The organism is Cognatiyoonia sp. IB215446 (assembly GCF_033963825.1).
Classification (GTDB): Bacteria; Pseudomonadota; Alphaproteobacteria; order Rhodobacterales; family Rhodobacteraceae; genus Yoonia.
The window spans coordinates 1119433-1146243 of record NZ_JAXBMD010000002.1 but is presented as its reverse complement, the minus strand read 5'-3'; the positions used below and the strand labels follow the sequence as shown (position 1 = coordinate 1146243).

Below are 26811 nucleotides of genomic sequence, written 5' to 3'. Positions count from 1 at the left end.
TTACTCTGTCGGACGATAGGCGGCGCCCCAGGGGAAGCGGCCAACCTTGATTGTTTTAATGGGCGTGCGGGAGGCGACATCGATCACGGTCACATCGCCTGACACACCATTGGTGGTGAAAAGCTGCGTTTTGTCGCCGTTGAAATCCATGTGCCAGACACGACGCCCAACGAGGATGTAGTCTTCGACCTCAAAGGTTTCGGTATTCACAGCGGCGATATGATTGGACGGGCCAAGCGCCACAAAGGCGGTCTTTTCGTCCGCTGTCAGCTCAAACCCCACGGGCTGCACCCGGTCGGGATGCACGCCCTGCACATTAAAGTCGATCTTCGCGATCTCGGACTGATCTGCGACATTGAAGACCGTGATGGTCCCGCCGATCTCGGAACTGACCCAAAGCTGTGTGCCGCCTGCCACGAATTCGGCGTGGCGCGGACGGCTGTCAACGAGTGTATTGGCGAACAGCTCCTGCGTTTCGGTGTCGATCCAATGGGCCATATTGGTCGTCTCGGACGTCGTGATGGCGATCGTGCCATCGGGGGAGACGGCCATGCCTTCCGGCTCAATCCCCACGTCAATCTGCGCGATCACACGGCGGGTTTCGGTGTCGACGACCGTGGTGATCGCGTCATCCTCGTTGGCGATGTAAAGGTGCCGGTCGTTGGGGTGCAGGACGAATTGCTCCGGGTCCTCGCCCGATGGCAGGTCATGCAGGATTTCGCCCGTATCCGGGTCCATCACTTGCACCGCGTTGCTGTCAGACGCGCAGATGTAAAGCACGCTGTAATCCTTGGAAAACGTGATCCCGCGCGGGCGTTCACCGGTCGGATAGGTCTGGATCACCTCCAGCGTTTCGGTCGAGATGACCGAGACGGTGTCGTCCTTTTCATTGGTCACCCAAATCTCACCCGCGAGTGCCGGGGATGCCAATAGTGTCGTTGCAAGCAGAGCGGTGCGGATCATTGAAAAGCCTCACAATTGCTTTCGGGCCGGTCGAGCCCGAGGGTGTCGAGTTCGTTGGTCTGGTGCAGAAACCCCTCAAGCGGGGCTTGCGCGACCAATGCGCGGGGATGGGCGATAGCGATGGGCTGGCGAAGCTGCCCGTTCCAGTCGCGATAGGTCAGCGGACGCCCCTTGAATCCGGCGAGTTCAAATTCACCCGACAGGATGTAATCGCGCAAGGTCGCGAGATCGGCGGCATTGGTGCGCGTCACGGCCTCACCCAACGATCGGACTGCTGCCCAGGCCGCATAATCCTGACTGGTCATGTTGCGGCCATGCGCCTCTTCAAACCGGTTTTGCAGTTGCGCGGCACCCCATTGTTCGATGACTGATGACCAGGTGATGGCCGTCAGCCCTTCGGACCCCGCAACGGGGCGGGCCTGCCACGTATTGTAAAGAATATAGCGTCCGAAATCCTGTAGCTCATCGGCGACGACCAACACATCGTAGTCACCAAAGTCTTGCGTAAAGAGCGGCACCTCTTGCGCGGCGGCCCGGCGCATATCTGCGTCAAAGGCCCAGGTTTTCTCGGCGTCGAGTTCCAGGCCGAACTTCGTAAGGCTTGCCCGCAGTGCATCGGCATAAGCCAGGTCCCTTGGATGCGTGCCTGCGATCATGACCAGATCGCCCCAGCGCTTTTTGACAAACATCTGCGCCAATGCATCGGTGCGCATCGCGTCAGAGGGCAGCGTGTGCAGCACATTCGCGCGGCAAGCCTCATTGCGCAGTGCAGCATCGCCAGCAGCCGCATTAAAAAGCAGCGCATCTTGCGCTTCTGGCAGATCGGCAATCGCCAAAAGCGTGTCGGCAGGCGCATCCAGAATGACAAAGGATGTCTGGGACAACAGATCAGCGGCGGCGGCAAGCGGGTCATCCCCCTCCTCCAGAATCACCTCGCTGATCGCGTAAGTATGACCCAGAAAACGACCGGTTGTGGTATTGTCTTCAAGGCCCGTCAACGCACCGGCGAGCCCGATATCTTCGGGCTCTGGATCAAGGTTGGACAGCGTGGGCGGTTGCTGCTCAAACACCGACAAGTAGCCGATATTCAACGCAACGTCGGCCCGCGCGGTCGTCCCGAAGCACGCCACAAACGCGGTCGTTATTAGAAAATTCCTCCCCATAGATAAGAGGTTAACAAGGGCTTAACCGGGAGTTGAATACGACCTTGGTCTTGGTTTGCGGGCATACACAACCAAGGTCCAATATCACCGGCGCGCGCCGCCTGTCTAAGATATTGTAAACAAGGAATTGACCCGTTTGGAGACTGGACCGATGACCACACCAACCCTGCGACATGGCCTGACGATTGCCGCCCTTCTGGCGACGGCAACCTTTGTAAATGCCCATGGTGATGTGGCCCCGCAAGCCGTGGATACGAGCGGTTTGCCGGAAACGGGTGATGAATGGCTGTTCGAAAACCCCTACCGTGCAGAGACTGCGGGGGAAGAGGTATGGCTGCGCGCGCTTGAAATTGGCGCGTCTGGTTACAACCAGAATTGCGCAAGATGTCATGGGCTAGAGGTCGTCTCAGGCGGGCTCGCCCCTGATCTGCGGCTCTTGCAGGCTGCCGACTATGACGATGAATGGTATCTGGAGCGGTATCGGAACGGCTTTACCCAGAACGGTATCACCAAAATGCCGGCCTTCGGTGATCTGCTTGGCCAGGATGCTGCCTGGGCCATTCGCACTTATATCGAAACCCGCCCCGACGATGAGGTCATGAGCCAGTTCACCGGCGAGCTTGCCAGTTTGCGTGACCAGCTTGAGATGTATGCCAAAGACGCGTCCGGTGCGGACGCCGAGGCGCTGAAAGCCCGGCTGAGCGAAATTGCTTCGGAAATTCCCACGATCTCTGGCGCGCCGGTGGCTGACAGTGTGGCTTTCCGCGCGGCAAATCTGATCGATGGCACGCCGGCGGCCTATGCGGCTGCGGCGGAGACGCTGACGATTGGCCTTTCCGCAGCGCAATAGGGGGCAGCATTGATCCTACGGTCGTTGTGTTTGACGCTGGCCCTTTTCTCAGCCGGTAAGGCCCATGCCGATGATCCCTGCGCGGACTATACCCCACAACAGCGACCGCAGAATGTGGGCCGCGATATTGTTGGGCAGGAGTTGGACAAGATCCAGGATCAGGGCCACATGCTCTTTGCTGTTTACGAAGACTTCCCGCCTTATTCGTGGGAGGAAGGTGGCCAGCCTCGCGGCGTGGATATTGAGATTGCCCGGATCATTGCCGAGGATCTGGGTGTTGAAGCGCGTTTCAACTTCGTCGATGCGGGCGAAAACCTGGAAGCCGACCTGCGGAATAACATCTGGAAAGGGCCGCTGATTAGCGGGCGCGTCGCAAATGTGATGATGCGCGTGCCTTACGATTCCAGTTTTAAGTGCAGAGTCGAACAGGTGGTCTTTACCGGTCAATACGCCGCCGAGTCCATCGCCATCGCTTATGACAAGGCCAGCTATCCCGAGGAAAAGCCCGTCCCGGCCTATTTCCGCTTTGACACTGTCGCAGTGGAAAACGATTCCATCGCCGACTTCTATTTGTCGTCGTTCGCGGGTGGGCAGATGGCGGGCAATATCCAGCACTATACGACAATGGCGGATGCCATGACGGCGCTGAACAGCGGCGAGGTGATGGCCGCCATGGGCCCACTGAGCCAGATTGAATATGGCCTCTCGGATAGCAGCGACGTGCATCAGCCACCGCTCGCGGGCTTCGCGGTCAGCAAATGGACGCTGGGTGTTGCGGTGAACTTTCGTTACCGCCCCCTGTCCTACGCAGTCGACGACGCGATCAATTATGCCCTACAGGACGGACGCATTGCTGCAATCTACGCCGATTATGGGCTGAGTTTTCAAGAGCCTGAAAGATAGCAAAGACTAAGCCCTTGGTCGCATATCGCGATCCATCGCAGACACCTAGTCTGCTTAAGGAAATGAAACGGACAAAGCCATGAACCTGACTGGAAGCCGCACCATAAACGCCGATATCGCCACCGTTTGGGACGGTCTTTTGGACCCCGAAGTGCTCAAGGAATGTGTGCCTGGATGTACCGAAATGACGGGGTCATCCAAGGACGGGTTTGAAGCGGTCGTGACGCAAAAGGTTGGACCGGTGAAGGCGACCTTCAAAGGTGCCGTGCAGCTGAGCGATCAGGTGGAACATCAAAGCCTGACCATTACCGGCGAGGGCAAAGGTGGTCCGGCAGGTTTTGCCAAAGGAGGGGCCGATGTGCGGCTGACAGCACAAGGCGACACGACAGTGCTTGAATATGATGTCGAGGCAAAGGTGGGCGGCAAACTTGCTCAGCTTGGTTCGCGCATCATCGACGGCTTTGCCAAGAAGATGGCCGATCAGTTCTTCGCCAACTTTCAGGAGGCCGTTGAGCCACCCGGTGAGGATGATGAAGCAGACACTGAAGAGACCAAGAAAAAAGGGTGGTTCAGCAAGCTGAGACGCGCCTGAACCGCCAATCAGTTTATCCAAAGGGAGGAAGGGATGACGAAAGTAACAATGACCGTAAACGGCAAGGCTGTTTCCGGTGAGGTTGAGGGGCGCACGCTGTTGTCGACCTTCCTGCGGGAAGACCTGCGTCTGACCGGCACACATATCGGCTGCGACACCTCGCAATGCGGCGCCTGCGTGGTGCATGTAAATGGTCAGGCCGTGAAGGCCTGCGCGATGTTCGCGATTGAGGCCGATGGCACCGATGTGGGGACTATTGAGGGACAGGCGAATGCCGATGGCTCGCTCAATGTGATCCAGCAGGCCTTTCAGGATCATCATGGTCTGCAATGCGGATTTTGCACGCCCGGCATGGTCATGTCGGCGGCCGCCCTGCTGAAGGACAATCCCAAGCCGAGTGAGGGCGAAATTCGCGAATACCTCGAAGGCAATATCTGTCGCTGCACGGGCTACCACAACATCGTGAAGGCCATCATGGCGGCATCCGGTCAGGATGTTTCCGCCATTGCCGCCGAGTAACCAAATTTTTCAAAAAATTTGGGGCCAATTTTTCGATGAAAAATTGCCGTCCCAAGAGGGAGAAGCATAAATGCCCAAAGACACCGGAATTGGCGCGGCCACCACGCGCCGCGAAGATGTCCGCTTTCTGACCGGCCGCGGCCAGTATACGGACGACATTCAGACGCAAGGCGAATGCGCTGCGGTCTTCGCCAGATCAACCATTGCCAATGGTCGGATTAAATCTGTTGATACGTCCGTCGCCGCCGCAATGCCGGGCGTGCTCGCTATTTTCACCGGCGAAGACTTCGCCGAGGTGGGAGGTAACCCTGCCGGCTGGCTCATCAACAGCCGCGACGGCACGCCAATGCATGAGCCCAAGCGCCCAGTGCTGGCGCATGGCAAGGTCCGCCATGTGGGCGACGCTTATGCCGCAGTCATCGCTGAAACCGTTGCACAAGCGCGTGACGCGGTTGAGGCGATTGAGGCTGATATCGAGGAACTACCCGCTATCGTGGATATGAAAGACGCGCTGGTTAGCGATAACTATGTGCATGATGAAATCGGCACAAACCAATGCTTCGATTGGGGGTGGATCGAAGACAACCGCGCCGCCACCGATGAGGCGATCAAGAACGCGCATCACGTCACCACGCTGGAATTGGTGAATAACCGTCTGGTTCCTAACGCGATGGAGCCGCGCTGCTCGATTGGCCATTACAACCCCGGCACGGATGAATACACGCTGCACACAACCAGTCAGAACCCGCACCTCACGCGGCTTTTGATTAGTGCCTTTGTGATGGGGATCCCGGAGAACAAACTGACGGTGATTGCGCCCGATGTGGGTGGTGGTTTCGGTTCCAAAATCTACCATTACGGGGAAGAGGCGCTGGTGCTGGCTGCGGCCAAGAAACTAGGCCGCACCGTCAAATGGACCGCCGACCGAACCGAGGCCTTCCTAACCGACGCCCATGGCCGCGACCACGTGACCAAGATCGAATTGGCGCTGGATGCCGAAGGTAATTTCCTCGCCTTCCGGACCGAGACCATGGCGAATGTGGGGGCCTATCTGTCGAACTTCTCGACTGCCACACCCACCTTCCTGCATGGCACGCTGATGGCCGGGAACTACACCGTGCCGCTGGTCTACGTGAATGTGAAGGCGGTCTTCACCAACACCGCCCCCGTCGACGCCTATCGCGGCGCGGGTCGGCCGGAGGCCACATTCTCGCTCGAACGGGTCATCGACAAGGCCGCGCGTGAAATCGGGATGGATCCGATCGAACTGCGTCGGAAGAACTTTGTGAAGCCGGACCAGTATCCTTTCGCCTCTGCTGCGGGTCTTGAATATGACAGCGGCAACTATGACGCCCTGATGGACCAGATGGAGAAGGTGGCCGACAAGGCGGGCTTTGAAGCGCGGCGCAAGGAATCCGAGGCCAAGGGCCTGCTGCGCGGCTTTGGTGTGAATGCGTATATCGAGGCTTGCGGCATTGCCCCGTCGAACCTTGTGGGTGTGCTCGGCTCACGCGTGGGCCTTTACGATGCAGCGACGGTACGTGTGAACGCCACCGGCAACCTGTCAGTGATGGTCGGCGCACACAGCCATGGGCAGGGCCACGAGACGGTCTTCCCACAGGTCGTGGCAGAGATGCTGGGGATTGATGCCGAAAGCGTCGATATTGTGCACGGCGACACGTCCAAGATCCCCTTCGGCATGGGCACCTACGGCTCCCGCTCGCTGGCAGTCTGCGGCTCTGCCGTGGTGCGAGCGACTGAGAAGATCATCAACAAGGCCAAGAAGATCGCCGCCCATATGCTGGAAGCGTCCGACGAGGATATCACCCTCAACGATGGTGTCTTTAGCGTTGCGGGTACGGACAAGTCGGTCAGCTTCGGTGAGGTCGCTTTGAAAGCCTACATCCCCCACGAATTCCCGCTTGAAGATATCGAGCCGGGGCTGGAAGAGACGGCATTCTACGATCCGGCGAACTTCACTTACCCGTCGGGGGCCTATTGCTGCGAAGTTGAAGTAGATCCCGAAACCGGCAAGGTCCGCGTGGACCGGATGACCGCCGTTGATGATTTCGGCAATGTGATCAACCCGATGGTGGTGACCGGTCAGGTCCATGGCGGGCTTGGTCAGGGGATCGGCCAGGCGCTGGTCGAGAACACGACTTACGACGAAAACGGACAGCTCCTGTCGGCCAGCTACATGGATTACACCATGCCACGCGCAGACGATCTGCCTTTCTACATCGTTGATCACAGCAAGGGAAATCCCTGCACGCACAATCCCTTGGGTGTGAAAGGCTGTGGCGAGGCGGGGGCCATCGGCTCACCACCTACCGTGGTCAACGCCGTAATCGACGCCCTGCAATCGGGCGGCAAAAACGTCACCCATATCGACATGCCGATGACCTCGCACCGCGTGTGGTCGGCCATGAACAACGCTTAAGAAAGGAGAGCGGACATGTATGCATTTGACATTGAACGCCCGGCCTCTGTGGCCGATGCCGTTGCCGCTTTGGGAGCCGAGGACGCGCAGGCATTGGGAGGTGGGCAAACGCTGATCCCCACTTTGAAACAACGGTTGGCGGCACCTTCGAAACTCGTTTCGCTCGGCGCAGTGAGCGAGATGCACGGCGTCACCTCTGAAGGGGGCAACATTCGCATCGGCGGGGCGACGACCCATGCCACAGTGGCCGCACAGGTTGGAGGCACATACCCTGCCCTCGCCGACCTCGCAGCCAATATCGGCGATCCTGCGGTGCGCAATCGCGGGACCATCGGAGGCTCACTGGCCAATAACGACCCAGCTGCTTGCTATCCGGCGGCAGCGCTAGGATCGGGTGCGACGGTCATCACCAACACGCGGCAAATCGCGGCGGATGACTATTTCCAGGGCATGTTTACCACGGCGCTGGACGAAGGTGAGATCATCACCGCCGTCTCCTTCCCCGTACCCGAAAAGGCGAATTATCAGAAATTCGTTCAGCCTGCTTCGCGCTTTGCGCTCGTCGGCGTCTTTGTTGCGAAGTACAGCGATGGCGTCCGAGTCGCGGTCACGGGTGCTTCGAATGACGGCGTATTTCGCTGGACGGCCGCGGAAGAGGCGCTTTCAAGCGACTTCACCGCAAATGCAATCGCGGGGCTGAGCGTGCCAGCCGATAACCTGATCAGCGATCTGCATGGCAGCGCCGAATACCGGGCGCATCTGGGCAAGGTGATGACAGGTCGCGCAGTGACGGCAGCATCATAACAAGACGGGGCGTCGCGATCCGCGGCGCCCCTTGATTGACCACCAGTACTTCGCGATTAGAGGCTGGTCAGATTTCCCTCAAAATCCACAAGTGTAATCCGCTTCACACGTGGTGTTGTGCGGACCTGTTCGATCATTTGACGCGGCGCGAGACACAAGGCCGTTGAGAGGCAGTCGGCGAGCGTCGCGTTATCGGCTTCGACCGAGACGGTTGACCAGTGCGGATGTGCTTTAGGATGTAGGATATGCCCCTCGTCACCGAGCGCCATTGCGGACGGGCTGGACGTCGCAATCGCGCCACGGCGCAGTGTACGCATACCCAACTGGCCATGTTGCGGATCGCTGATCCCCAGCCGCCACGTCCCGCCAATGGCACGATATTCGCCGATATTGACGAGCACGTCAGTGAGACCCGAGGCCGACAGATGCTCTGTCACCAAATCCGTCGCAAAACCCTGGGCAATGCCGTTGAAGGTCAGCGCCTGACCTGCACCAAGCTGGATGCGGCTCGCATCCCATTGCACCCTATTCCAACCGACTAGAGAACGTGCCGGTGCGACGTCTCCGTCACCGGCCAATGCACGCCATAACGGCTGCACGCTAGGATCAAACAGCCCGTCTGTCAGGTCATGGGCGCGGTCTGCGTCAGCTAGAAGCGCTGTAAACCGCTCTGGGGGATTGTCCAGAACTCCCTCGTTGTTCAGCCGAACCACTGCCGAAGAGGGGTCGTAGAGGCTGAACAATTGCTCAACTTCACTCAGCAGTGCGCGCATCTGTGCAAGGACCGCCACCGAAGCACCGCGCGCGCCTCTGATCTTCAGGCTCACATCTGCCCCCAGGGCGCGGCCTTGCCAAGAATGCACCCCTGCCCAGGCCGGCGTGGCCAGCATAGCAGCACTGATTGAGAGAAAACGTCGACGATTCATGCGCATCACGCGACCGCTTTCTGCAAGGTGCGTCCATTCTTGCTGGCAAGGATCAGTGGCACGCATTGCTTAGCGCTATCGTGGATCGTCACGCAATCAAGACACTGGAAGCATTCGGAATACTGGATTTCGCCCGTTTTCTTGATCGCGCCATAGCTGCATTTGACATTGCATAGTTGGCAAGGTGATCCGCATTCCGCGCGCCGCGCGATCCAGTCGCGCCCACGGAGAAGCCCCCCAATCGCCATCACGGCGCCCAATGGGCAGACATAGCGACAGAAGCCTTTGAAGAGGACCATCGACAATAAGAGCAGGCCCACGGCATAGGCCAAATAATACCACTCGCGAATAAAGAAGGTGGTAATGGCGGTCTTGAACGGTTCCACCTCGATTGCTTTGTCGAGACGTGCCGGCGCGGTGAAAACCAGTATGACCAGCGCAGCAAGCACAACATATTTCAGCAATTTCAAGCGATTGTCCCAGGCCGCAGACGGTTCAATCTGCGGCAAACGCAGGAAACGACCAATATGATGTGTGAATTCCTGTAAGGCACCAAACGGACAGAGCCAGCCGCAAAAGAGGCCCCTGCCCCACAGCACGAAACCGACGATTGTGACAGCCCAAAGGAGGAGCGAGAATGGATCGTATAGAAGAAACGCAAAACTGCCCCCTTCAAACGCGGTGCGGATCACCGCCAATGGCGTCGCAATCGACAGCTGCCCTTGTCCCCACCAACCAATAAAGCCGGTCACAAAAGCAAGGACCAAAAGCCGGATCGGCGTAAAGTGTTTATGTCCGGCAAGTCGGTTCAATCGCAGGCCGAGCAGTGCAATCAGACCAATAAGAAAGGCACCCAGGATCGCCAGATCCGTCAAACGGTTCAATAACGCATCCAGCCATGCGGGCCTTGGTGCGACCAATTCTGGGCGCATGAAGAACCGTGGGTCCGTTGCAAGCGTGGTGCCAATGGTCACCGATCCGATCTGCGGCTGAAACATCCCATGCTCGCGGAGCGCGGCGACATTCAACGACCACTCCGCTGTCGGATCAAACCCCAACCGGCGATCCGTCCGCAGGATCATCGCTGAGCCATAATGAAGCGTATCCGGCAAGTCAGGATGCAGCTGGATAAAGATATCCGCATCCCGCAGCGCAATCGGAAATCCCCCCTGTTCTGCACTGATAAGATCGGGTGACGTGTTGCGGACAAAGTCATCTGTCACGAGCCCATGCCGCGCAGTTTCAATGACCAGCACAGGTTCGTCCGTCGTCGCAATCGCCATGAAATCCTGCAGCTCTGCGAATGTCGACGGGGACAAGACCGCCTGCGCAATCGCAGGTGGGCCGATATCAACAACCCAGAGGTCAAGATATGTCCCATCGGGATCGGCTTGCGCTTCCGGGTCGTCAAATTCCCAGAGCGTTCCGGCAAACTCTGCATCGATCTCGGCATTTGTTACGGCACGGTGCGCAACCAACCCCTGTTCGACCAGATCAGCCCAGGACAAATCCTCGCGATAATCCATATCAGGAAAGGCTGGCGGGCCTGTGGCAACACCGCTCATCTTCTCACGGGCGACTTTCAGCGTTGCGGCCAGAATGCTTTCGTGAGCGATGCGGACCGAGGCCGTGGCCTTGGTCACGCCATCCAGATAGACCAAAGATGATCCGTCGCTCCCGCTGCCATAGGGCGTGCCGACCACCAGATTGTCAGAAATCGAGTGTCCGCGATACTGCTCAAAGAACTTGTGAAACGGCGCCTCGCCCAGGCCGGAGACAAATATCGGTTCATTGTGGGAAATCAGCTTCACATCCAGAAAGCGACCATCAAGATCGAGCACAACAAGCATGTTGATCGCAGCACCCGAAAACCCCGGTAACGGGGCCATCGGTTCAGTTTCGAAGACAAAGCCAGCCTCTGCGCCACCTGAATTCAAAAGCTGCCAGACACCTTCATCGTTGAGCCGTTCACCCAACGACATTGGCGGCACGATGAAGGGTGCCAATGCGTCACGATCCAACGGCGCAGCAAGGCTTGCCGCGGCGTGAACGACCAGCAGAACAAAACCCAAGCAAACTTTGAGTACGCGCATGGTGTAACTCTATGCGGGGGTCGCACCTTGTCCTATGCGACTTAGGTATGAGACGGGTGATTTGGCGTTGGGGTCGCAAAAGATTTCATGACAGGATGTCGTCATGACGTCCACCACGCCCCAATTGAACGGTGTTATCACCACGATCTCCCTGATCGGATTGATCGTTTTCTGGACCGTCCTAGCTTGGCTCAAGGCCGATCCAACCGTATTACCAACGCCTTTGGAGGTCTGGCACATCGCCCGGGCAGAAGCCGCATCTGGTGAATTGGCGCGCCACATGATCGCAACGATCTGGCGTGTGGCGGCGGCATTTGGGTTGGCGATGACACTGGGCCTGATCATCGGTTTTGCGATGGGACGCAACAAGACACTGGATCGCTGGTTCGGGGCGTGGCTGGTCGTGTTTCTGAACATCCCGGCGCTTGTTGTGATTGTCTTGTGCTATCTTTGGATCGGGTTGAACGAGACGGCTGCTATCGTAGCTGTAGCACTCAACAAGACGGCGATGGTTGCAGTTACGATCCGGGAAGGCACCCGCGCCCTAGATCCACAGCTTGAAGATATGGCCCATTCATTTGGAATGAAACGCGGCACGCATTTTCGGCACGTGGTTTTGCCGCAGCTTTGGCCCTTCATCGCATCAAGCACTCGAAACGGGCTGGCAATTATCTGGAAAATCGTTCTGGTGGTCGAGTTTCTGGGGCGCAGTGACGGGATTGGCTTTCAGATCCATCTTTACTTTCAGCTCTTCGAGATTGGCTATGTCATGGCCTATGCGTTCAGCTTTGTCCTGTTCATCCTCGCCCTGGAATGGACAGTCATCAATCTGTTTGAAAAACGCGCCACGAAATGGCGCCTCGCCCCTGGACAGATCTGAGCAGCGGTTATTGCCCAGCCAAAACGGTGTAGGGCCCTTCCAAACACCGCACGCTGGACAGAAAGCGAAGCAGTTTTTCCTTGTCGACGGGCTTGGTCAACAAACGCAAGGACATATCTCCGCACGCTTGCTGTAACTCCCTGCTGCGGTCAGCTGAAATCACAGCCGCAGGGACTTCCCCGTAACGCATGAACAGCTCTCGATAAAGGTCTATGCCCGACGGCCCCGGTCCCAGCTGATAATCCAAGAGCAAAACATCGGGGACCAATTGTATCTCACCCAGCAAATCCAGCGCGTCGCTTGCACTCTGCGCCATAAGCACTTCGGCACCATGGCTTTCGATCATCATGCTTATCGCGTTCGCAAGCGGCATATCGTTTTCGACCAGCAGAACGATCATGCCGTCCAATGCGTTACCCCAGTCCGCGCTGACTTTAGGCAATGGTCGGCCATCAGGTTGTTTTGCCGAGGCCAGCGGCATATTCAGCGAAAAGCAACTGCCATGACCAACGCGGGACCAGAGGCTCAGGTCATGCCCCAGCCCTTTTGCAGCACGTTCCACGATTGCCAGCCCGAGCCCAAGGCCGTCATTGCTTTTGTGCTGATCCAGTCGTGCGAATTCCTGAAAAATCGTGGCACGGTCATTGTCTGCAATGCCGGGTCCGGTATCCCAAACCTCAACCCGTGCAGAGCCACCATTGCGACGGACGCCGACGATCACGCGACCTGTGGGCGTATACTTTACAGCGTTCCCAATCAGATTCTGCAAAATCCGGCGCAGGTAGCCGGGGTCGCTGACCACATGCAGGCTGCTATCCACGATTGTCAGATCCAAACCTTTGGCCCGGGCCACCGGCGTCAACTCATCCCGCAAAGGTGACAGCACCGCGGCAAGCGGGACGGCACGCATATCGAAAACGGCCTTGCCAGCATCAAGTTTCGAGATATCGAGTAGCGCTTCGATAATGTTCTCCACACCCAAAAGGGCATTTTGGGCCTTGCCGAGAACGGCCAATGCTCCGTCATCCTGCAACTGATCCGACAGCGACGACATAAAGAGTTTTGCTGCCGATAGCGGCTGCAACAAATCATGGCTGGCTGCTGCAACAAAACGGGATTTGGACGCATTGGCGCGTTCCGCCTCGGCCAGAGCCTCGCCAAGCTCTTCGGTGCGTTCGATCACGCCACGCTCAAGCGTCTCGTTCATCTTTGAGAGCGCCCGTGCCGCTTCCCGTTCTGACGTCACATCTGTGAAGCTGATAACAAAGCCACGATCCGGCATCTCTTGTCCGAAGATACTGAGTGTCTGGAAATCACCACGGGTGACTTCGAAAGCGATCCGGCCCCGGCGTGTACGCCGATTTGCCCATTTCAAAAGACGATCAGGATCAAAATCACCATGAAAGGTCAGATCGCTCTCAATCCTCTGAAGCAAATCGGAAAACGGAAGCCCGTGGATCGACGGTTTCGGAGACAATGACAGGATCTTGTTCATTGTCTTGTTCCAGCCGACCAAACGGTTGTTGTGATCGAAGATACAGACCCCCTGATTGAGGTGATCCAGTGTTGCCTGCAGGATCCTCGCCTGCTGATCGAGCATCTTGTCGCGTTCTTCGCGCTCGGAACGCATCATCTCGGTTACATCGGTCTGCAGGATGACGGTTCCACCGCGAGCGGTACGATGCTCACTGATTTGCAACCAGCGGTTCCACATCAATCTGACATTAAAGACAACGTGATCCAGACTGTGGCGCGACAACCGTCGTTTGGCCCAGTCCGCTTGGGTTTCGCCTTCGGGGATCGCCAGATGATCGCTCTGCGACACAAGCTCCACATAGTTGGCAAAGGTGAGGCCTTCGACCAGGTGGTCCTTGATGTCAGAGATGTCGCGACAGAAACGGCTATTGAAAAGCACCAGCTTTTCATCCGGGTCAAAGAGCGCAAAGCCTTCGTCAATCGTTTCGATGGCTTCAGTCAGATTAGACCTTGTACGTTCCGTTTCGGCATTGGCCTGTTCCAGCTGCGCGTTGGATTCCTGCAAGAGATCCAATGTGCGTTCCAGCTCTTTGGTGCGTTCCCTGACTTGGGTCTCGAGCAAAGCGGCTCGTTCGAATTGCTGGTAGGCCAGGCCGGATTGATCGTTCTTTTGTTCGACGCGCCGCATCAGAGATTGTGTGATCTGCAGCAGTTTTTCATTCTGCCGCTCGATCGTGTCATTCTCGTTGATGATCGACATAAGCCTAGCCTGCATCCTTCCGATAGAACGCGACGCCCGTCATTGTCTGGTTCACATGTAACGGACCTATCTGTTCACCATAAGTCGAAAACCCGGTCACGTTGTAGCGTGACATAACGTCCGACAATTCGCGCGTCATTTGCATCTGCTCGGCCTCGATCCGCCGCAGAATGCAGTCGCAGGCAATGATGTCGCTGAAGCTGGCCCTTTGCGCCAATCGTTCCATCTGATCGCGCAAATGGGTGGCCATATTGGCAGGCTCCGCAATGGTCAGCACCATGCCTTCATCAATGGCCGAAAAGAATACGAGCTCGCCTGCTTCGTTGACTTGCTGGATCGCGCGCACGTGGTGGTCGCCGCCAATCCGCACGACAACGGGATGCGAGGCAAATATGAATCTGTCGAGCTGATCGGGATCCTTGCCAACAAGCCGCGCGTATTCGCGTGCAGCTGGTTCGGCATTGATCGATTTGACGATCCGCCGTTCAGGATCGGCATCCGTGACAACCATCTGCGTTTCTGTCGGCACCAGATGATCAAGGCTAAAGACCTCGGTCTCATGAACGCTGCGGATCAGGTTCAGAACAGCCCCGTTCGTCATGATCCGGCCATTCAGTGAGACCATTGTCGTCCGAAAATCTGTGCCATCGCCCGCTGATGCCCCAAAAAGCGGCATATTGCGCAGCGCAGGTGAAATCGTTGTCGTCAGCGTGTCTTCGCGCAGGGAAAGCCCGTCGACGATCAGGAATGCAAAACCATTCTCCATCTCCGGGCTGCGTTCTTGTAATGCGACACGCTCTTGCGCGACCCGATCCATTTCCAATTCTGGCTGAAACTGATCGAGGTCACTGATTGCCAGCGAGGTTGATGCGAATTCGGAGCGGAGAAATCCAACCGCGACGATCAAACCTTCATCATAGCCTAAAGCACCGATTTCACCGGCGGTCGTACAAGCTACCACATCCGTATCAGGATAGAGTTTTTCGGCCTCTGCAACCACGGCCCTGAAGTCTGCTTGTGGTGTAACAAACAGAAAAAGCAGCACCAGCGCGTCTGTCCCGAGCTGTGCACGCAAAGCCGAAATGGGCGCAGTTGTCCCGCACCGCACCTGCCCCTTACAAAGCAGGCCAATCGGCGACGTTACCGTCGTCCTCATCCCGATATTTCCTCCCACCGCGAGAGGATAGGATGGCTAGTTTGAATTTGGCAAGGTGTTAAAATAGCGCGCCTCTTGCGCGACTAAAACCGCCTGCGTGCGACGCTGGACACCCAGCTTGCGCATGATAGCGGTGACATGCGCCTTGACCGTTCCTTCGGCAATCGAAAGGTCATAGGCGATCTGCTTGTTCAGCTTGCCTTCGCAGATCAATTCCAGAATGCGCCCCTGCTGATTTGTGAGCGAAGAAAGCCGTGCCATGATCTGTGCATGGTCGTCATCATTCTCTGCCTCCACGAAACCAGAAGGTTTGTAGACGCCTTCATTTGCAATCTCGGCCAGCGCTTCTTTGAACACGGCCCTTCCGGAATGCTTGGGGACAAAACCCGATGCGCCAGCAGCAATAGCACCGTTGATAATTGCATTATCCGTTACGGAAGAGACGATCAGAACGGGTGACTTGTCGGCACAGCGTTTGATACGGATCAGACCGTCAAGGCCGCTCACATCTGGCAGGTTCAGGTCCAACAAGATCAAGGCTGGCGCCGACGCGCCGTCAAGGATGCGCAGCCCGGCTTCCATGCAATCCGCCGTCTTAACATCACTGAATTCGCCCAAGGCTCGCAGTGTCAATTCAAGCGCATCGCAAAAGAGCGGGTGATCGTCGATGATCAGGGCCCAGCCCATTGATTGCTTGGCTAGTTGTACTTCTGCTGGCCGGTGTTCAACGGTGTCCATGCTCTGACCATAGCCATCGCGTGCCCATGCGCCAATTCGCCAAAAGTCTTATATGCGAAAAAGACGCATCCCCTTTCGGAGATGCGCCTATTGGCCGTCTATCGGGAGAACTCAGTTCGCGGCCAGTTGTTGCGGCAGGCGGAAAGTCCAGAGCAGACCACCCTGATTGAGATAGTTGACCGCACTTGCGACCTCACCACCCCAAAGCGGGACGGCACCACCCCAACCTGAAATCACAGACACATATTGCTCGCCATCCTGTTCCCAGGTGATGGGCTGTCCGACGATGCCGGAGCCGGTCTGGAAGGACCAAAGCACCTCGCCCGTCATGTCATCAAAAGCGATGAACTCACCCTCTGGCGTGCCCGTGAAGACAAGGCCGCCTGCCGTGGTCATCACGCCACCCCAAAGCGGTGCGGGGTTCTGATGTTCCCAGACGACCTCGCCCGTGTCGGGATCAATCGCTTTAAGGCTGCCGATATGATCTTCGTAGTTTGGCTTGATCGTGAAGCCGGAGCCCAGATAGGCCGCACCTTGCTTGTAGGTGATGGGCTCATTCCAGATATCCATGCCCCATTCATTCGAGGGAACATAGAACAGGCCCGTATCTGGCGAATGGGCCATCGGCATCCAGTTCTTGCCGCCGAGGAAGGATGGTGAAGAGAACACCACTTCACCTCGGTTGCCATCAGCAGCTTCGGCCGGGTCGCCGGGGCGATTATCCTCGACAAAGATCGGGCGCCCGTTTTCATCGATGCCCTCGGCCCAGCTGATGTCTTTGACGAAGGGATATGCATTCACAAATGCGCCGTCCTCACGGTTAAGCACGTAGAAGAACCCATTCCGGTCCGCCGTGGCAAAGCGGTCATTGCCTTCGCGGTCGGTATACGCGACGACCTCATTCACACCGTCATAGTCCCACCCTTCGCGCGGGGTGGTCTGGAAGTGCCACTTGATTTCACCATTGGCGGGATCGATCCCGAGGCGCGATGCTGCATAAAGGTTGTCGCCCGCATTGTCATCAACCGGTTGGCCCGCATTGCGCAAATGGCTGTTCCAAGGGGCGGGGTTGCCGGTGCCGAAGACAAGGGTGTCGGTGTCAGCATCATAAGAGCCGCCGAGCCAGGTGGCACCACCGCCGGTTTTCCACATATCGCCCGGCCAGGTCGCATTCAGTGTGCCGGTCATAGTGCTTTCTTCGCCGTTCAGCGTGCCCATATGCCCTTCGATCACGGGGCGGGTCCAAACAAGGTCGCCGGTTTCAGCGTCACGTGCCTGCACTTCACCGACAATCCCGAACTCACCGCCTGAATTGCCAGTGACGACCAACCCGTTCACGATAAGCGGCGCCGCAGTGTAACTATAGCCCGCACGATAATCCGCGATCCGCTTGTTCCAGACCACATCGCCAGTATCCTTGTTCAGCGCCACAATCCGGGCATCGAGCGTGCCGAAATAGACGTTGTCACCAAAGATGGCGGCACCGCGGTTCACCACATCACAGCAGGGCAGGATACCTTCAGGCAGGCGTGCATCATATTGCCAGATCTCGCGGCCCGTTTTCACATCTATCGCGAAAAGGCGGCTGTAAGAGCCGGTGATATACATGACCCCTTCATGAACAAGCGGTTGCGTTTCCTGCCCGCGCTGTTTCTCACCGCCCAGCGAAAAGGCCCAGGCCGGAACCAGATTTTGGACATTGTCGCGGTTCAGCGTGTCCAGCGGTGAATAGCGCTGCAGATGACGTCCCATCCCGTTCGTCAAAACGTCCCCGGTCGAGGCCGTGTCGTTCAACAGCATCTCTTCTGTGACCTGCGCCTGCGCAACAGGTGCCGCAGCGATCGCGGCAGCCACGGCTAATGCGAACCCTCTCATATCTGGTTCCTCCCATTTCCCAATTAAGATCGTGTGCGCCCACGCAGCCGCATGGACTGATCCGGCTACAGTATTCGCGAAAAAGCTTGGGTCGTGATATTGAACCTTCGTCGTACGACTATGTTTGACTTGACGAATGTCAGGAAATCGCGTGATCGATAGCCTCCCGCAAATGACAAACGACGCCCTGGTCCCAAGCCGCCGCTCCGTCGGATCAGATCGAAATCTGGCCTGCAATGCGACGGAGAAACAAACTCCGTCTTGCGTGCCACGTGTCAGAGGCGGCTCTCGCCCACCGGAACTCTGACCCACACCTCGACCCTGCGATTGCTCGCACGTCCCTCTTCGGTCTCGTTGCAGTCGAGGGGCATCTGTTCGCCAAAGCTGGGGGATCGAATACCTGGAACATCATAGGATTTGCCGGAAAGCTCGCTCTCAGGAACCGTTTGGACGGTGTCCACCGCCATTTCTGTTGGCTACTTTCCGGAAGTGGCAGGCGCAAATTTAGGGCCTTATGGGACCGAAATTGATGATGATCTGGGCCCATTTTGTTGGGTGGACCCATGCGGCGTTGAGTACCGTCGTAGCACTTGTTGTCGACGTTCTCTGACGGCGATCTTGGCTGGCTTGATCCCTACCTTTCTCAGCTAATCCTGCAGTGCTGCCGCGACGAACTCTGAGCTATTATCCGAGCGGACGCAGTGGGCTTCCTGTGGCGCAACAGTGAAGGATACTCCAGGGACGGATGCAATGAGTAGTTCTACCAGCACCATCCCGAACGTCACGTCGTTGCATGCCGCGTGGCTACCGCGGACACAAACGCGTGTATATCAGCGCGCCGAGTTCGGCCACTGGGAGAGAGACCTGGTGATGTTCCGCAAAGAGCATGGAAAGGTGAACGTCACGTCTCTGGTCGAGCGCGTCAGCCCGTACGCCATCGTTCGGCGCGATGAAGATCGCCAGTCCAAACCCATCATGGAAGCGCTGATCCAGGGTCTGGCTCCCCTACCCCCTACGGACGGCAATCCATCACCTTTGATTGAGGCACCGAGTTCTCCGCCTGGAAGCATCTCAAAGCTGGAGTTGAAGCGGACGCGTGGTTCTGTGATCCACAAGCGCCGTATCAAAAAACGCACCGTAGAGAATACGAAAACAGGCTGCGGAAGCTTATGCCTCTATCAACCGAACCGATTGCGCTGATAAATCGACATTTGAGGTCGATTTTCCATCGCCTCAATTCCACTCCGCGCAGACGCCTATGCTATCACATCTCCGCCGAGGTCTTTGAGTCGAAGCTGTTGGAAATCCAGAACCCATTGGGATGCAACGACATATAAGAATTACACTTCAGCGTGCGTTCGCAAGGCTCCAACGTTGTTGGATTGCCAAAATGTTCGGACCAATTGTATGGGACTCGTATCTCCACACTCCCGACCTTTCGTGGGATAGATTCTTCTTAGTCGGTGGTGGTTTGTGATATTGAGGACATTCGCGGTGCTCAACTTTTTGTACTATTCGATGATTGTGGCTTTCTTTACGCATGAACTCGATGCCGTGAAACGTCACGAGTAGCGTGTTTTGCCATTGCTGCACGCATTGCCCGAAAGGTTGGCCAAACACGTCTTCATCTGGCTTCATGTCCCGCGATTTGCCATGCTTTTTTGGGGAGGCGACGGCGATCACGACAGCGCGACACGGGTGGGACCTGTTGTGTTCAGCATTATTCACGTGGTGCTTCATTTTGTTTTTTGCAGGCATCCAGCGTATGAGTTCAACAACCCTCGTTCGCGGGTTCTCATCTTACTGACCGGTATTTTGGGCGCGATCTATCTTATCGTCCTATGTCCTAAGCATTGCTTAAACACATCTGTTGTTAGCCAGCGACTGGAAAACCGACATTGTTGCGCGCTGAATCATCCGTCATTGTCGCGCAGAGATGAAGTTGGCCATCAGACGGAAGGCGCCAGGAACAAGATTTTCCATCTGGTGATGGAGGATCAAGGAAGTGTGGATGTGCCGACCCTTGCCGATATCAGCGACAAGGAGTGCGCCTGTCAGGGGGTCTTCCCCAGGATCTGACATCGACAGGAGCGGTGTATAGGCCGGGTCCCAGCTGTTGGCGAAGTAGAGGCCACGCTCCTTCACCCAACCGTCCCAGTCGGCGGCGCCAATGAGATTTGGCGCGGACAGAATCGGGTGATCTTTCAGTTGCGTGACGGTCGCTGTTTCATCTGTGACGCGCCACCGCAGAGAGGGTTGACCAATCTCCAGCCGTTTGGGCGGCACGGTGTCCGGGTCCCAGTTGTCCCAAGGCCTATGGTAAAGCGTGACCAGTGTTCCGCCGGCTTCGGTCCAGCGGTGTAGTGCGGGAACTGCATCGATCAGCCCCGGGCGGAACCGCATCGCGAATATGCCGATGACGATAGCGTCATATGTGGCAAGCGTTGCTTCGCTGGCCAGATCGTCGTCGGTGAGCGGTGTCACATCCACACCCATGGCGCCGAGCCACTCACCAACCCGGTCATTGCCTGCGCCGACATAGCCGACCCTGCCTGCTGGCAACGCAACATCAAAGACGCCAATGGTGACCTCGGCGCGTTGCGTGCAGGCTGTCTGGGCAACGTGATCATGTTCGATCAGGCGGACGGTCTCTGCTGGTTTGCCGTTGACGCGGGCTTCGACGCGGTACAACCCCGCCTCAACGTCTTCTGGCACGGTTATGGCGAAGCCCGCCGCGTTTCGCTCCGCCGCCCATCCCGAAGGAAGCGCCAGATCGATGGTCGCGTCCGCTGGTGAGAGGTCTGAAACGGCGAGCATGATGGTGCGGTTCGGCGCGTTGATGTTCAGGATGCTGGCTGACGGGGTTAGCGACACGCGTTCGCGCGGAATGACAACAAGCTCATTCTCACATGCGACCGGGACCGTGATCTTGGTGCCGTGATGCGCAATGGTGACATCCAGGTGCGGGGCGGCCGGAGCAATTGGATCGTAGAACGTGCGATACGGATTGCTGACAGGCGTCTCAGCACCAAGAACGATCTCGTCACCTATCGACGTCCAGCCATCCGGAAGGTTGAGGGTCGTTTCGACCGTGTCTGCCGTGCCGGGATCAATCTCGGTTGTCAGCTTAACCGCGCTCCCAGCCTCAGCAAAAGCAGCGCTTGTGCGCGCCCGCGCCTCGACGCCCAGTGCAAGGCGTATGACTTGCGCCAATTGGATCAGCTTGGCCTCTAGTCGGTGACTGATCTCTTGCGAAAGTGCGACGGGGCACGCCGCATGGGCTGTGCGGACATGGGTGACCGCTTCGGCAGCGTAGTCCACCACACGCGAAAAATGAGGGAAGCTTTCAACAGCAGCATCTATTGCCGATTGCGCGCCGTGGAGCGCGTCGGTGATGGGTTCGGCCCCCGGAAGTGCGGCCAGATCGCCGACTGCGCGCGGGATCCCGGTCCAGATGGCTTCGTCCGGACCATCCACATGACTTTCCGCCAAATGCAGCGGCCAGTCATGGCCCGGCCCGGCAGATTTCCAACGGCCCATGCCTTGTGTTCGGTGATATGCGCGCGATTGCTCTCCAATCCGGTTCCAGCTCCACCCTGTCATGAGTTCGCGATCTTGTCCGGGGATCGTCATCGTCGCAGGTGGTGGCGGAAGGTCGTCGTCATAGGATTGTCCGGCCCCTGACCAGGCAGGCAGATACAGCTTTTTGACCTGCCAGATTGGCAAGTTCGTGGGGTACGCTGGGTCGGCAGCCGCAGCCATGACGGCGTGGGCCGCCTCTGTCATAGCGCGGTGATGGCCGTGCTGGCCCGGTACGTCGAGGAAGGTAGGACAGATGATGTCCGGTTTCTCCGTCCGGACGATCTCGACAAACCGCTGGATCGTGCGGTCGCGCCCCCATCGACCCAGTGTTTCTTGTCCACTTTTTGAGAATCCAAAGTCGGTGATCGTGTCGTCAGGATGGGTCGAATGCCAATACATCCGCATGCCGAGGATACCGCACGCACGCTCCATCTCGCGCGTGCGGAGTGCACCAAGGTTGCTACCAGCCTCGGTGCCGATATCGTTCTGGCCACCTTCACCGCGCGTCGAGCAGGCGTAGGAGATGTTGATGCCGTCCCGGAATGCCAGGGCAGCAAGCATGCCCGATATTTCGTCATCGGGGTGCGCGCCGGTCTGCATGAAGCGCACGACCGAGGTCAGCGGGCGGAGCGCCCACCAGAGTTCCATCAGCCGGGGCCGGGCACGGTCGTGCGCAATGAGGGTCTGGTCGGCGGTCTGCATGAGCGGTGTCCTCTATCGGGCGACGGCAGCGATGCGCGGGGTGAATGCGCGGTTGATGACTAATGCGCCAGCGCCAAGCGTGCCCGTCATGCGGCCTGAAGCACCGCGCAGAAGACGGTCGGTCATTCGTCCGGGTCGGTTCGAGACCGAGCGTTCAGCCAGCTTCACCGAACCGATCAGGTGATCAAAGATTGCGTCCGGCATTGCACCGCCGAGGATCACGGCGTCGGGGTCAAACATGTTCTCGATGATCGTAATTGCGTGAGAGAGTGGTTCGGCGGCAGCGTCCAGCCACGTCATCAAAGCGGCGTTGCGCGCGGCATAGGCTTCGGCCAGCCCGTCGCTGCTCGTGATGTCGAAACCCGCACTTGCGAGGTGCTTTTGCACTGCCAATCGACTGAGCGCCGCCTCTAGCGGGACGGCCCGACCGTTCGAAGTCACGGGAATGTGGCCGATCTCACCGGCATTGCCAAACGCGCCTCTCACCAGGCGCCCCTCTTGAATAAGGCCGAGGCCGAGACCATTGCCAAAATAAAGACATGCAAAGGTGTCAAACCCGCGGGCCACGCCAGCAACCAGTTCGGCAACAGCGGCAGCGTTAGCGTCATTTTCGACAACGACAGGGGTGCTCAGGGCCTCGGTGAACCAGTCGGTGGGTGAGACGTCGTGGAAAATCGAAAGTTCGGAACCCGTACCACTCAAACCCGTTCGTCCGAACGGACCCGGCATAACAATACCCACCCCGAGAACCTTGGATGCGGGGAGGTCGGCCTCTTCTATTATGGCCGATTTGGCTGCAACCACGGCTTCGGTGACGCCGTCCAGGTCGTGTGCGGCTAAGGTTCGGCGCAGCGAGGCCGCGGGCGTGCCGCAGAGATCGAGAACGGTCGCGAAGATTGCGTCGGGGCGAATTTCGATGCCGATGGCGTACCCGCCAACGGGATTTAAGCCATATTGGACAGGGGGTTGGCCGCGTGTCGTTGCCTTGCGACCCTGTTCGGAAATCAACCCATCAGACAAAAGGTCCGATATAATATTGGACACGGCTTGCGTCGAAAGCCCGGAGCCCCGCGCGATCTCGGCCCGCCCGATCTGTCCTGCTTGCCGGACTCGATCCAGTACCATCTGTCGGTTGTGGCTGCGTGCACGCTCTGCATTGGCACCAACGGTTTCGGTCGAGATGGACATGATTGGCAATTAACTCAACTTACTTGATGATTCAACACCGCTGGGCTAGCGTTGGGGTATTCGCGGCTCGTCTCCGCGTAAGTCTGGCGTCAGGCCAGCAATAAAAACCAGGGAGTCCCGACATGAAATTCACTAGTTTGAAGGCGATGGCATTTGCGACGGCAACCAGTGCGTTGGCGCTTGTGTCATCTGCGGCCAATGCCGAGGTTGAGATTGAATACTGGCAGTATTTCTTTGATGCCCGCGTGGAAGCGATGGAACAGCTGATCGAAAACTTCGAAGCTGAGAACCCGGACATAACGGTCACGATGACCCATTTCCCCTACGCCGACTATCGCACCAAGGTCGCTGCGGCGATCCCGGCAGGCGAAGGCCCGGACGTGGTACAGCTCTTTTACGGCTGGCTGAATGATTACAAGGCTGCGAGCCTGATCCAGCCGCTCCCGGCGGATGCGTTCCCGGCAGACCAGATCGATTCAGAGTTCTTCCCGATGGTCTCGGCCATGCGCGAAGGTGACAATTACTGGGCGCTACCGACTGCCGTGCGCTCGCTCGCGCTTTTCTACAATACGCGTCTTTTTGAAGAAGCCGGGATCGACGGCCCGCCAGAGACGTTGGACGAAATGCTTGAGATCGGTGCGCAACTGACCGAGAGGGATGGCGCCGGCAATATCACGCTGGCTGGCCTGACTATGGGTATGACCGCGCAGGATCACCACTGGTTCCGTGAAGGTTTGGTCCGCCAGTTCGGCGGTGAGCCTTACCTGGATGACTATCGGACGGTGAACTACAATACACCCGAAGGCATTGAGGCAATGGAATTCTACGTTGGGCTCGGCGAAGAGGGCGGAATTGGCGCCATCGGGTTCATGGAAGAACCCCAAGCGGCGTTCAAAGCTGGCCGTGCAGGCATGCATATTGACGGATCTTTCAGGATCGGGTCGCTCAACAACACGCGGGGTCTTGAATGGGGCGTGACCGAGCTGCCAGCAACAGCGGACGGCATGCGGTCGAACTATTCGTCCTATTGGGTCAATGCGATCACGACAAAAGCTGAAGATGAAAAATACGAAGCGGCCGTGAAGTTCATGCAATACATTACATCGGATGAGGCCATGCAGATCTGGCTTGATGTGGTAGGTGAGCTTCCGGCAAAGCCTTCTGTTGGTTTAACCGAAGCCAATGCAAGCAACGAAACCTTCGGCCCGTTCATCCGCGGTTTGGAATATGCCAATACGACGAAGTTCGTGAACGAAAGTGCACAGCGCCAGTTTCTAATCGACGCAGTTGAGCGTGTGAAGCTTGAAGGCATGTCGGTGGCCGATTCAGTCGCCATTGCTGCAGAGGCAGAGCAGGAACTGCTCGACGATTTCTACGCGTCTAACTGATAGATCGGGGCGTGGACATCCGCGCCCCTTCTCCCTGGCAGGGCTGATGTACCGTAACCTTACCATTCGACAAAAGCAGATTGTCTGGGCATGGGCATTCCTTGCTGTGCCCGTCATCTTCTATGCGGTGATCCGGTTCTATCCGACCGCTAATGCGATGGTGATCTCGTTTCAGGACTGGAACCTTCTGGGCACCCGCGAATGGGCAGGTTGGGAAAATTACATCAAGCTCTGGAACGATCCGGACTTCTGGCAGGTTTTTCGAAATACATTCGTCTACCTGATCCTTGGCACGCCGATCAGCCTCGTGATTTCGTTCCTTATCGCTTACCATCTCGATAAGACGCGCTTCATGCATGGCTTTATTCGGATGCTCTATTTCCTGCCATTTATGACAAGCGCGGTGGCGATGGCCTGGGTCTGGCGGTGGTTTTACCAGCCGGTGCCCACCGGGCTCTTCAATAATTTCCTGGCGCAGTTCGGCATTCCGCAGATTGAATTCCTGCGCTCCACGACAAATGCACTCCCTTCAATTCTGGCGCCTGCCGTATGGGCCGGGCTCGGTTTTCAGATCATCATCTTCATGGCCGGGTTACGTGCCATTCCGCAGAGCTACTATGAGGCTGCACGCATCGATGGGGTGTCAAAAACGGCAACACTTTTCGAGATCACGATCCCCCTTCTGAAACCGACGATCGTTTTTCTGGTAGTCTTCTCATCCATCGGATTTCTCAGGATTTTCGATCAAGTCTTCAACATGACAACCAATGATCCCGGCGGACCGCTCAACTCGACGAAACCGCTGGTCCTCGCCATCTATCAGAGCGCGTTCACGGATTTTGACATGGGATATGCGGCGGCGCAGACCGTCGTCCTGTTCCTGATCCTGCTCCTCGTCTCGCTCTTCCAACTGTGGCTAATGAAGGATCGCTGATGGCCGCTGTTGACGATATCCGCGCTTCCTCGGAAACACTTGTCGCCGCGCGGACGATCCGCACGAAGGGCAATTGGGGCCAGTTTATCCGTTGGCTCCTTCTTTTCCTTGGCGGCATCGCGATGGTCATGCCAATCGTCTATATGCTGTCGACGTCGATGAAGTGGCCGCACGAAATCTATGACGTCACGCTCATCCCAAACGAGCCGCATTTTGAGAACTACACTTACGTCCTGGAGGACGGGCGCTTTTACGGCTGGTTCCTCAATTCGCTTATCATCGCCATCATCACAACGGTTTCGGCAGTGCTGTTTGACAGCCTGATCGGGTACACGCTTTGTAAGTTCCGCTTCCCGGGTCGCTATATCGTTTTCATCGCAATCCTCTCGACCTTGATGATCCCGACAGAAATGCTGGTGATCCCTTGGTATCTGATGAGCCAGCAGTTCGGGTGGCTCGACACGTATTGGGGCATCATGTTTCCTGGGCTCATGACAGCCTTCGGTACGTTCCTGATGAAGCAGTTCTTCGAAACCGTGCCAGATGACTTCATCGAAGCCGCCCGGATCGACGGGCTGAATGAGCTTCAAATCTGGTGGACTGTGGCGATGCCGCTCGTGAAGCCCGCGTTGGCGGCACTGGCCATTTTCGTCTTCCTGGGCAACTGGACCGCCTTCATCTGGCCACTGATCGTGACCAACAGTTGGGAGATGTACACCCTTCCAGTTGGCCTTTCGACCTTTGCAGATGAAGCCGATGTGCAATGGGAGCTTGTGATGACAGGAGCTGCGATCTCGACCATTCCAACGCTGATCGTCTTCCTGATCTTCCAGCGCTTTATTATCCGAGGTGTCGTGATGGCGGGGCTCAAAGGATGAC

Annotated in this window: 21 protein-coding genes and 1 pseudogene; 12 read left to right on the top strand and 10 right to left on the bottom strand. The window is 57.4% G+C overall.

Annotated elements, in window-relative coordinates; translation table 11 throughout:
• Both SLH49_RS13180 and SLH49_RS13175 read right to left on the bottom strand, forming a co-directional pair.
• Positions 1–963 carry a YVTN family beta-propeller repeat protein gene (locus SLH49_RS13180; RefSeq protein WP_320269594.1) on the bottom strand — a complete coding sequence of 321 codons (963 nt, stop codon included), beginning with the start codon at positions 961–963 and terminating at the stop codon, positions 1–3.
• Positions 960–2126 carry an ABC transporter substrate-binding protein gene (locus tag SLH49_RS13175; protein WP_413785285.1) on the bottom strand — a complete coding sequence of 389 codons (1167 nt, stop codon included), beginning with the start codon at positions 2124–2126 and terminating at the stop codon, positions 960–962. Before SLH49_RS13175 ends, SLH49_RS13180 begins: the two co-directional genes overlap by 4 nt.
• A gap of 151 nt (positions 2127–2277) precedes the next feature.
• On the opposite strand from SLH49_RS13175, the gene pedF reads away from it, so the two are divergent.
• The 6 genes from pedF (at position 2278) to SLH49_RS13145 (ending at position 8234) form a co-directional block, all read left to right on the top strand.
• Positions 2278–2976 carry a cytochrome c-550 PedF gene (pedF, locus tag SLH49_RS13170; protein WP_320269592.1) on the top strand — a complete coding sequence of 233 codons (699 nt, stop codon included), beginning with the start codon at positions 2278–2280 and terminating at the stop codon, positions 2974–2976.
• Between the two features lie 24 nt (positions 2977–3000).
• On the top strand, positions 3001–3879 hold the full coding sequence (locus tag SLH49_RS13165; RefSeq protein WP_413785295.1) for a substrate-binding periplasmic protein: 879 nt from the start codon (positions 3001–3003) through the stop codon (positions 3877–3879).
• A 79-nt stretch (positions 3880–3958) separates the two neighbouring features.
• On the top strand, positions 3959–4471 hold the full coding sequence (locus tag SLH49_RS13160; RefSeq protein ID WP_320269590.1) for a carbon monoxide dehydrogenase subunit G: 513 nt from the start codon (positions 3959–3961) through the stop codon (positions 4469–4471).
• A gap of 33 nt (positions 4472–4504) precedes the next feature.
• Positions 4505–4990 (top strand): (2Fe-2S)-binding protein, encoded by a 486-nt coding sequence (locus tag SLH49_RS13155; protein ID WP_320269589.1) that lies wholly within the window; start codon positions 4505–4507, stop codon positions 4988–4990.
• Between the two features lie 70 nt (positions 4991–5060).
• On the top strand, positions 5061–7430 hold the full coding sequence (locus tag SLH49_RS13150; protein WP_320269588.1) for a xanthine dehydrogenase family protein molybdopterin-binding subunit: 2370 nt from the start codon (positions 5061–5063) through the stop codon (positions 7428–7430).
• 15 nt (positions 7431–7445) lie between these two features.
• On the top strand, positions 7446–8234 hold the full coding sequence (locus SLH49_RS13145; protein WP_320269587.1) for a xanthine dehydrogenase family protein subunit M: 789 nt from the start codon (positions 7446–7448) through the stop codon (positions 8232–8234).
• A gap of 56 nt (positions 8235–8290) precedes the next feature.
• Here the strand turns inward: SLH49_RS13145 and SLH49_RS13140 are convergent, their stop codons facing one another.
• On the bottom strand, positions 8291–9166 hold the full coding sequence (locus tag SLH49_RS13140) for an FAD:protein FMN transferase (RefSeq protein ID WP_320269586.1): 876 nt from the start codon (positions 9164–9166) through the stop codon (positions 8291–8293).
• A complete protein-coding gene (locus tag SLH49_RS13135; protein ID WP_320269585.1) occupies positions 9166–11253 on the bottom strand; it encodes a 4Fe-4S binding protein in 2088 nt (695 codons plus the stop codon). Before SLH49_RS13135 ends, SLH49_RS13140 begins: the two co-directional genes overlap by 1 nt.
• Before the next feature lie 103 nt (positions 11254–11356).
• Between SLH49_RS13135 and SLH49_RS13130 the strand changes: the two genes are divergently transcribed.
• Positions 11357–12133, top strand: a complete 777-nt coding sequence (locus tag SLH49_RS13130; RefSeq protein ID WP_320269584.1) for an ABC transporter permease — start codon at positions 11357–11359, stop codon at positions 12131–12133.
• A gap of 7 nt (positions 12134–12140) precedes the next feature.
• Here SLH49_RS13130 and SLH49_RS13125 read toward each other — a convergent pair whose 3' ends face one another.
• The 4 genes from SLH49_RS13125 to SLH49_RS13110 form a co-directional block, all read right to left on the bottom strand.
• Positions 12141–14369 (bottom strand): PAS-domain containing protein, encoded by a 2229-nt coding sequence (locus SLH49_RS13125; protein WP_320269583.1) that lies wholly within the window; start codon positions 14367–14369, stop codon positions 12141–12143.
• Between the two features lie 4 nt (positions 14370–14373).
• The gene (locus tag SLH49_RS13120) at positions 14374–15525 is read right to left on the bottom strand and encodes an FIST N-terminal domain-containing protein (RefSeq protein ID WP_320269582.1); all 1152 of its coding nucleotides are present in this window, start codon (positions 15523–15525) and stop codon (positions 14374–14376) included.
• Between the two features lie 36 nt (positions 15526–15561).
• Positions 15562–16263, bottom strand: a complete 702-nt coding sequence (locus SLH49_RS13115) for a response regulator transcription factor (protein WP_320269581.1) — start codon at positions 16261–16263, stop codon at positions 15562–15564.
• A gap of 111 nt (positions 16264–16374) precedes the next feature.
• The gene (locus SLH49_RS13110) at positions 16375–18138 is read right to left on the bottom strand and encodes a PQQ-dependent methanol/ethanol family dehydrogenase (RefSeq protein ID WP_320269580.1); all 1764 of its coding nucleotides are present in this window, start codon (positions 18136–18138) and stop codon (positions 16375–16377) included.
• A 750-nt stretch (positions 18139–18888) separates the two neighbouring features.
• Between SLH49_RS13110 and SLH49_RS13105 the strand changes: the two genes are divergently transcribed.
• Both SLH49_RS13105 and SLH49_RS22375 read left to right on the top strand, forming a co-directional pair.
• Positions 18889–19338 carry a hypothetical protein gene (locus SLH49_RS13105; RefSeq protein WP_320269579.1) on the top strand — a complete coding sequence of 150 codons (450 nt, stop codon included), beginning with the start codon at positions 18889–18891 and terminating at the stop codon, positions 19336–19338.
• 378 nt (positions 19339–19716) lie between these two features.
• Positions 19717–19968 (top strand): annotated as a pseudogene (locus tag SLH49_RS22375) (DUF6713 family protein); the annotation flags it as partial.
• Between the two features lie 90 nt (positions 19969–20058).
• Here the strand turns inward: SLH49_RS22375 and SLH49_RS13100 are convergent.
• Entirely contained in the window at positions 20059–22422 is a 2364-nt protein-coding gene (locus SLH49_RS13100) for a PIG-L family deacetylase (protein ID WP_320269578.1), read from the bottom strand.
• Between the two features lie 12 nt (positions 22423–22434).
• Positions 22435–23610 carry an ROK family transcriptional regulator gene (locus SLH49_RS13095; RefSeq protein WP_320269577.1) on the bottom strand — a complete coding sequence of 392 codons (1176 nt, stop codon included), beginning with the start codon at positions 23608–23610 and terminating at the stop codon, positions 22435–22437.
• 122 nt (positions 23611–23732) lie between these two features.
• Between SLH49_RS13095 and SLH49_RS13090 the strand changes: the two genes are divergently transcribed.
• Genes SLH49_RS13090 through SLH49_RS13080 form a run of 3 tightly spaced genes read left to right on the top strand, consistent with a single transcriptional unit; the run spans position 23733 to position 26810 of the window.
• Positions 23733–24998 carry an extracellular solute-binding protein gene (locus SLH49_RS13090; RefSeq protein ID WP_320269576.1) on the top strand — a complete coding sequence of 422 codons (1266 nt, stop codon included), beginning with the start codon at positions 23733–23735 and terminating at the stop codon, positions 24996–24998.
• Positions 24999–25044: 46 nt separating this feature from the next.
• Entirely contained in the window at positions 25045–25932 is an 888-nt protein-coding gene (locus SLH49_RS13085; RefSeq protein ID WP_320269575.1) for a sugar ABC transporter permease, read from the top strand.
• Positions 25932–26810, top strand: coding sequence for a carbohydrate ABC transporter permease (locus SLH49_RS13080; RefSeq protein ID WP_320269574.1), 879 nt, complete (start codon positions 25932–25934; stop codon positions 26808–26810). The genes SLH49_RS13085 and SLH49_RS13080 overlap by 1 nt, the downstream gene beginning before the upstream one ends.
• Position 26811: the final 1 nt, after the last annotated feature.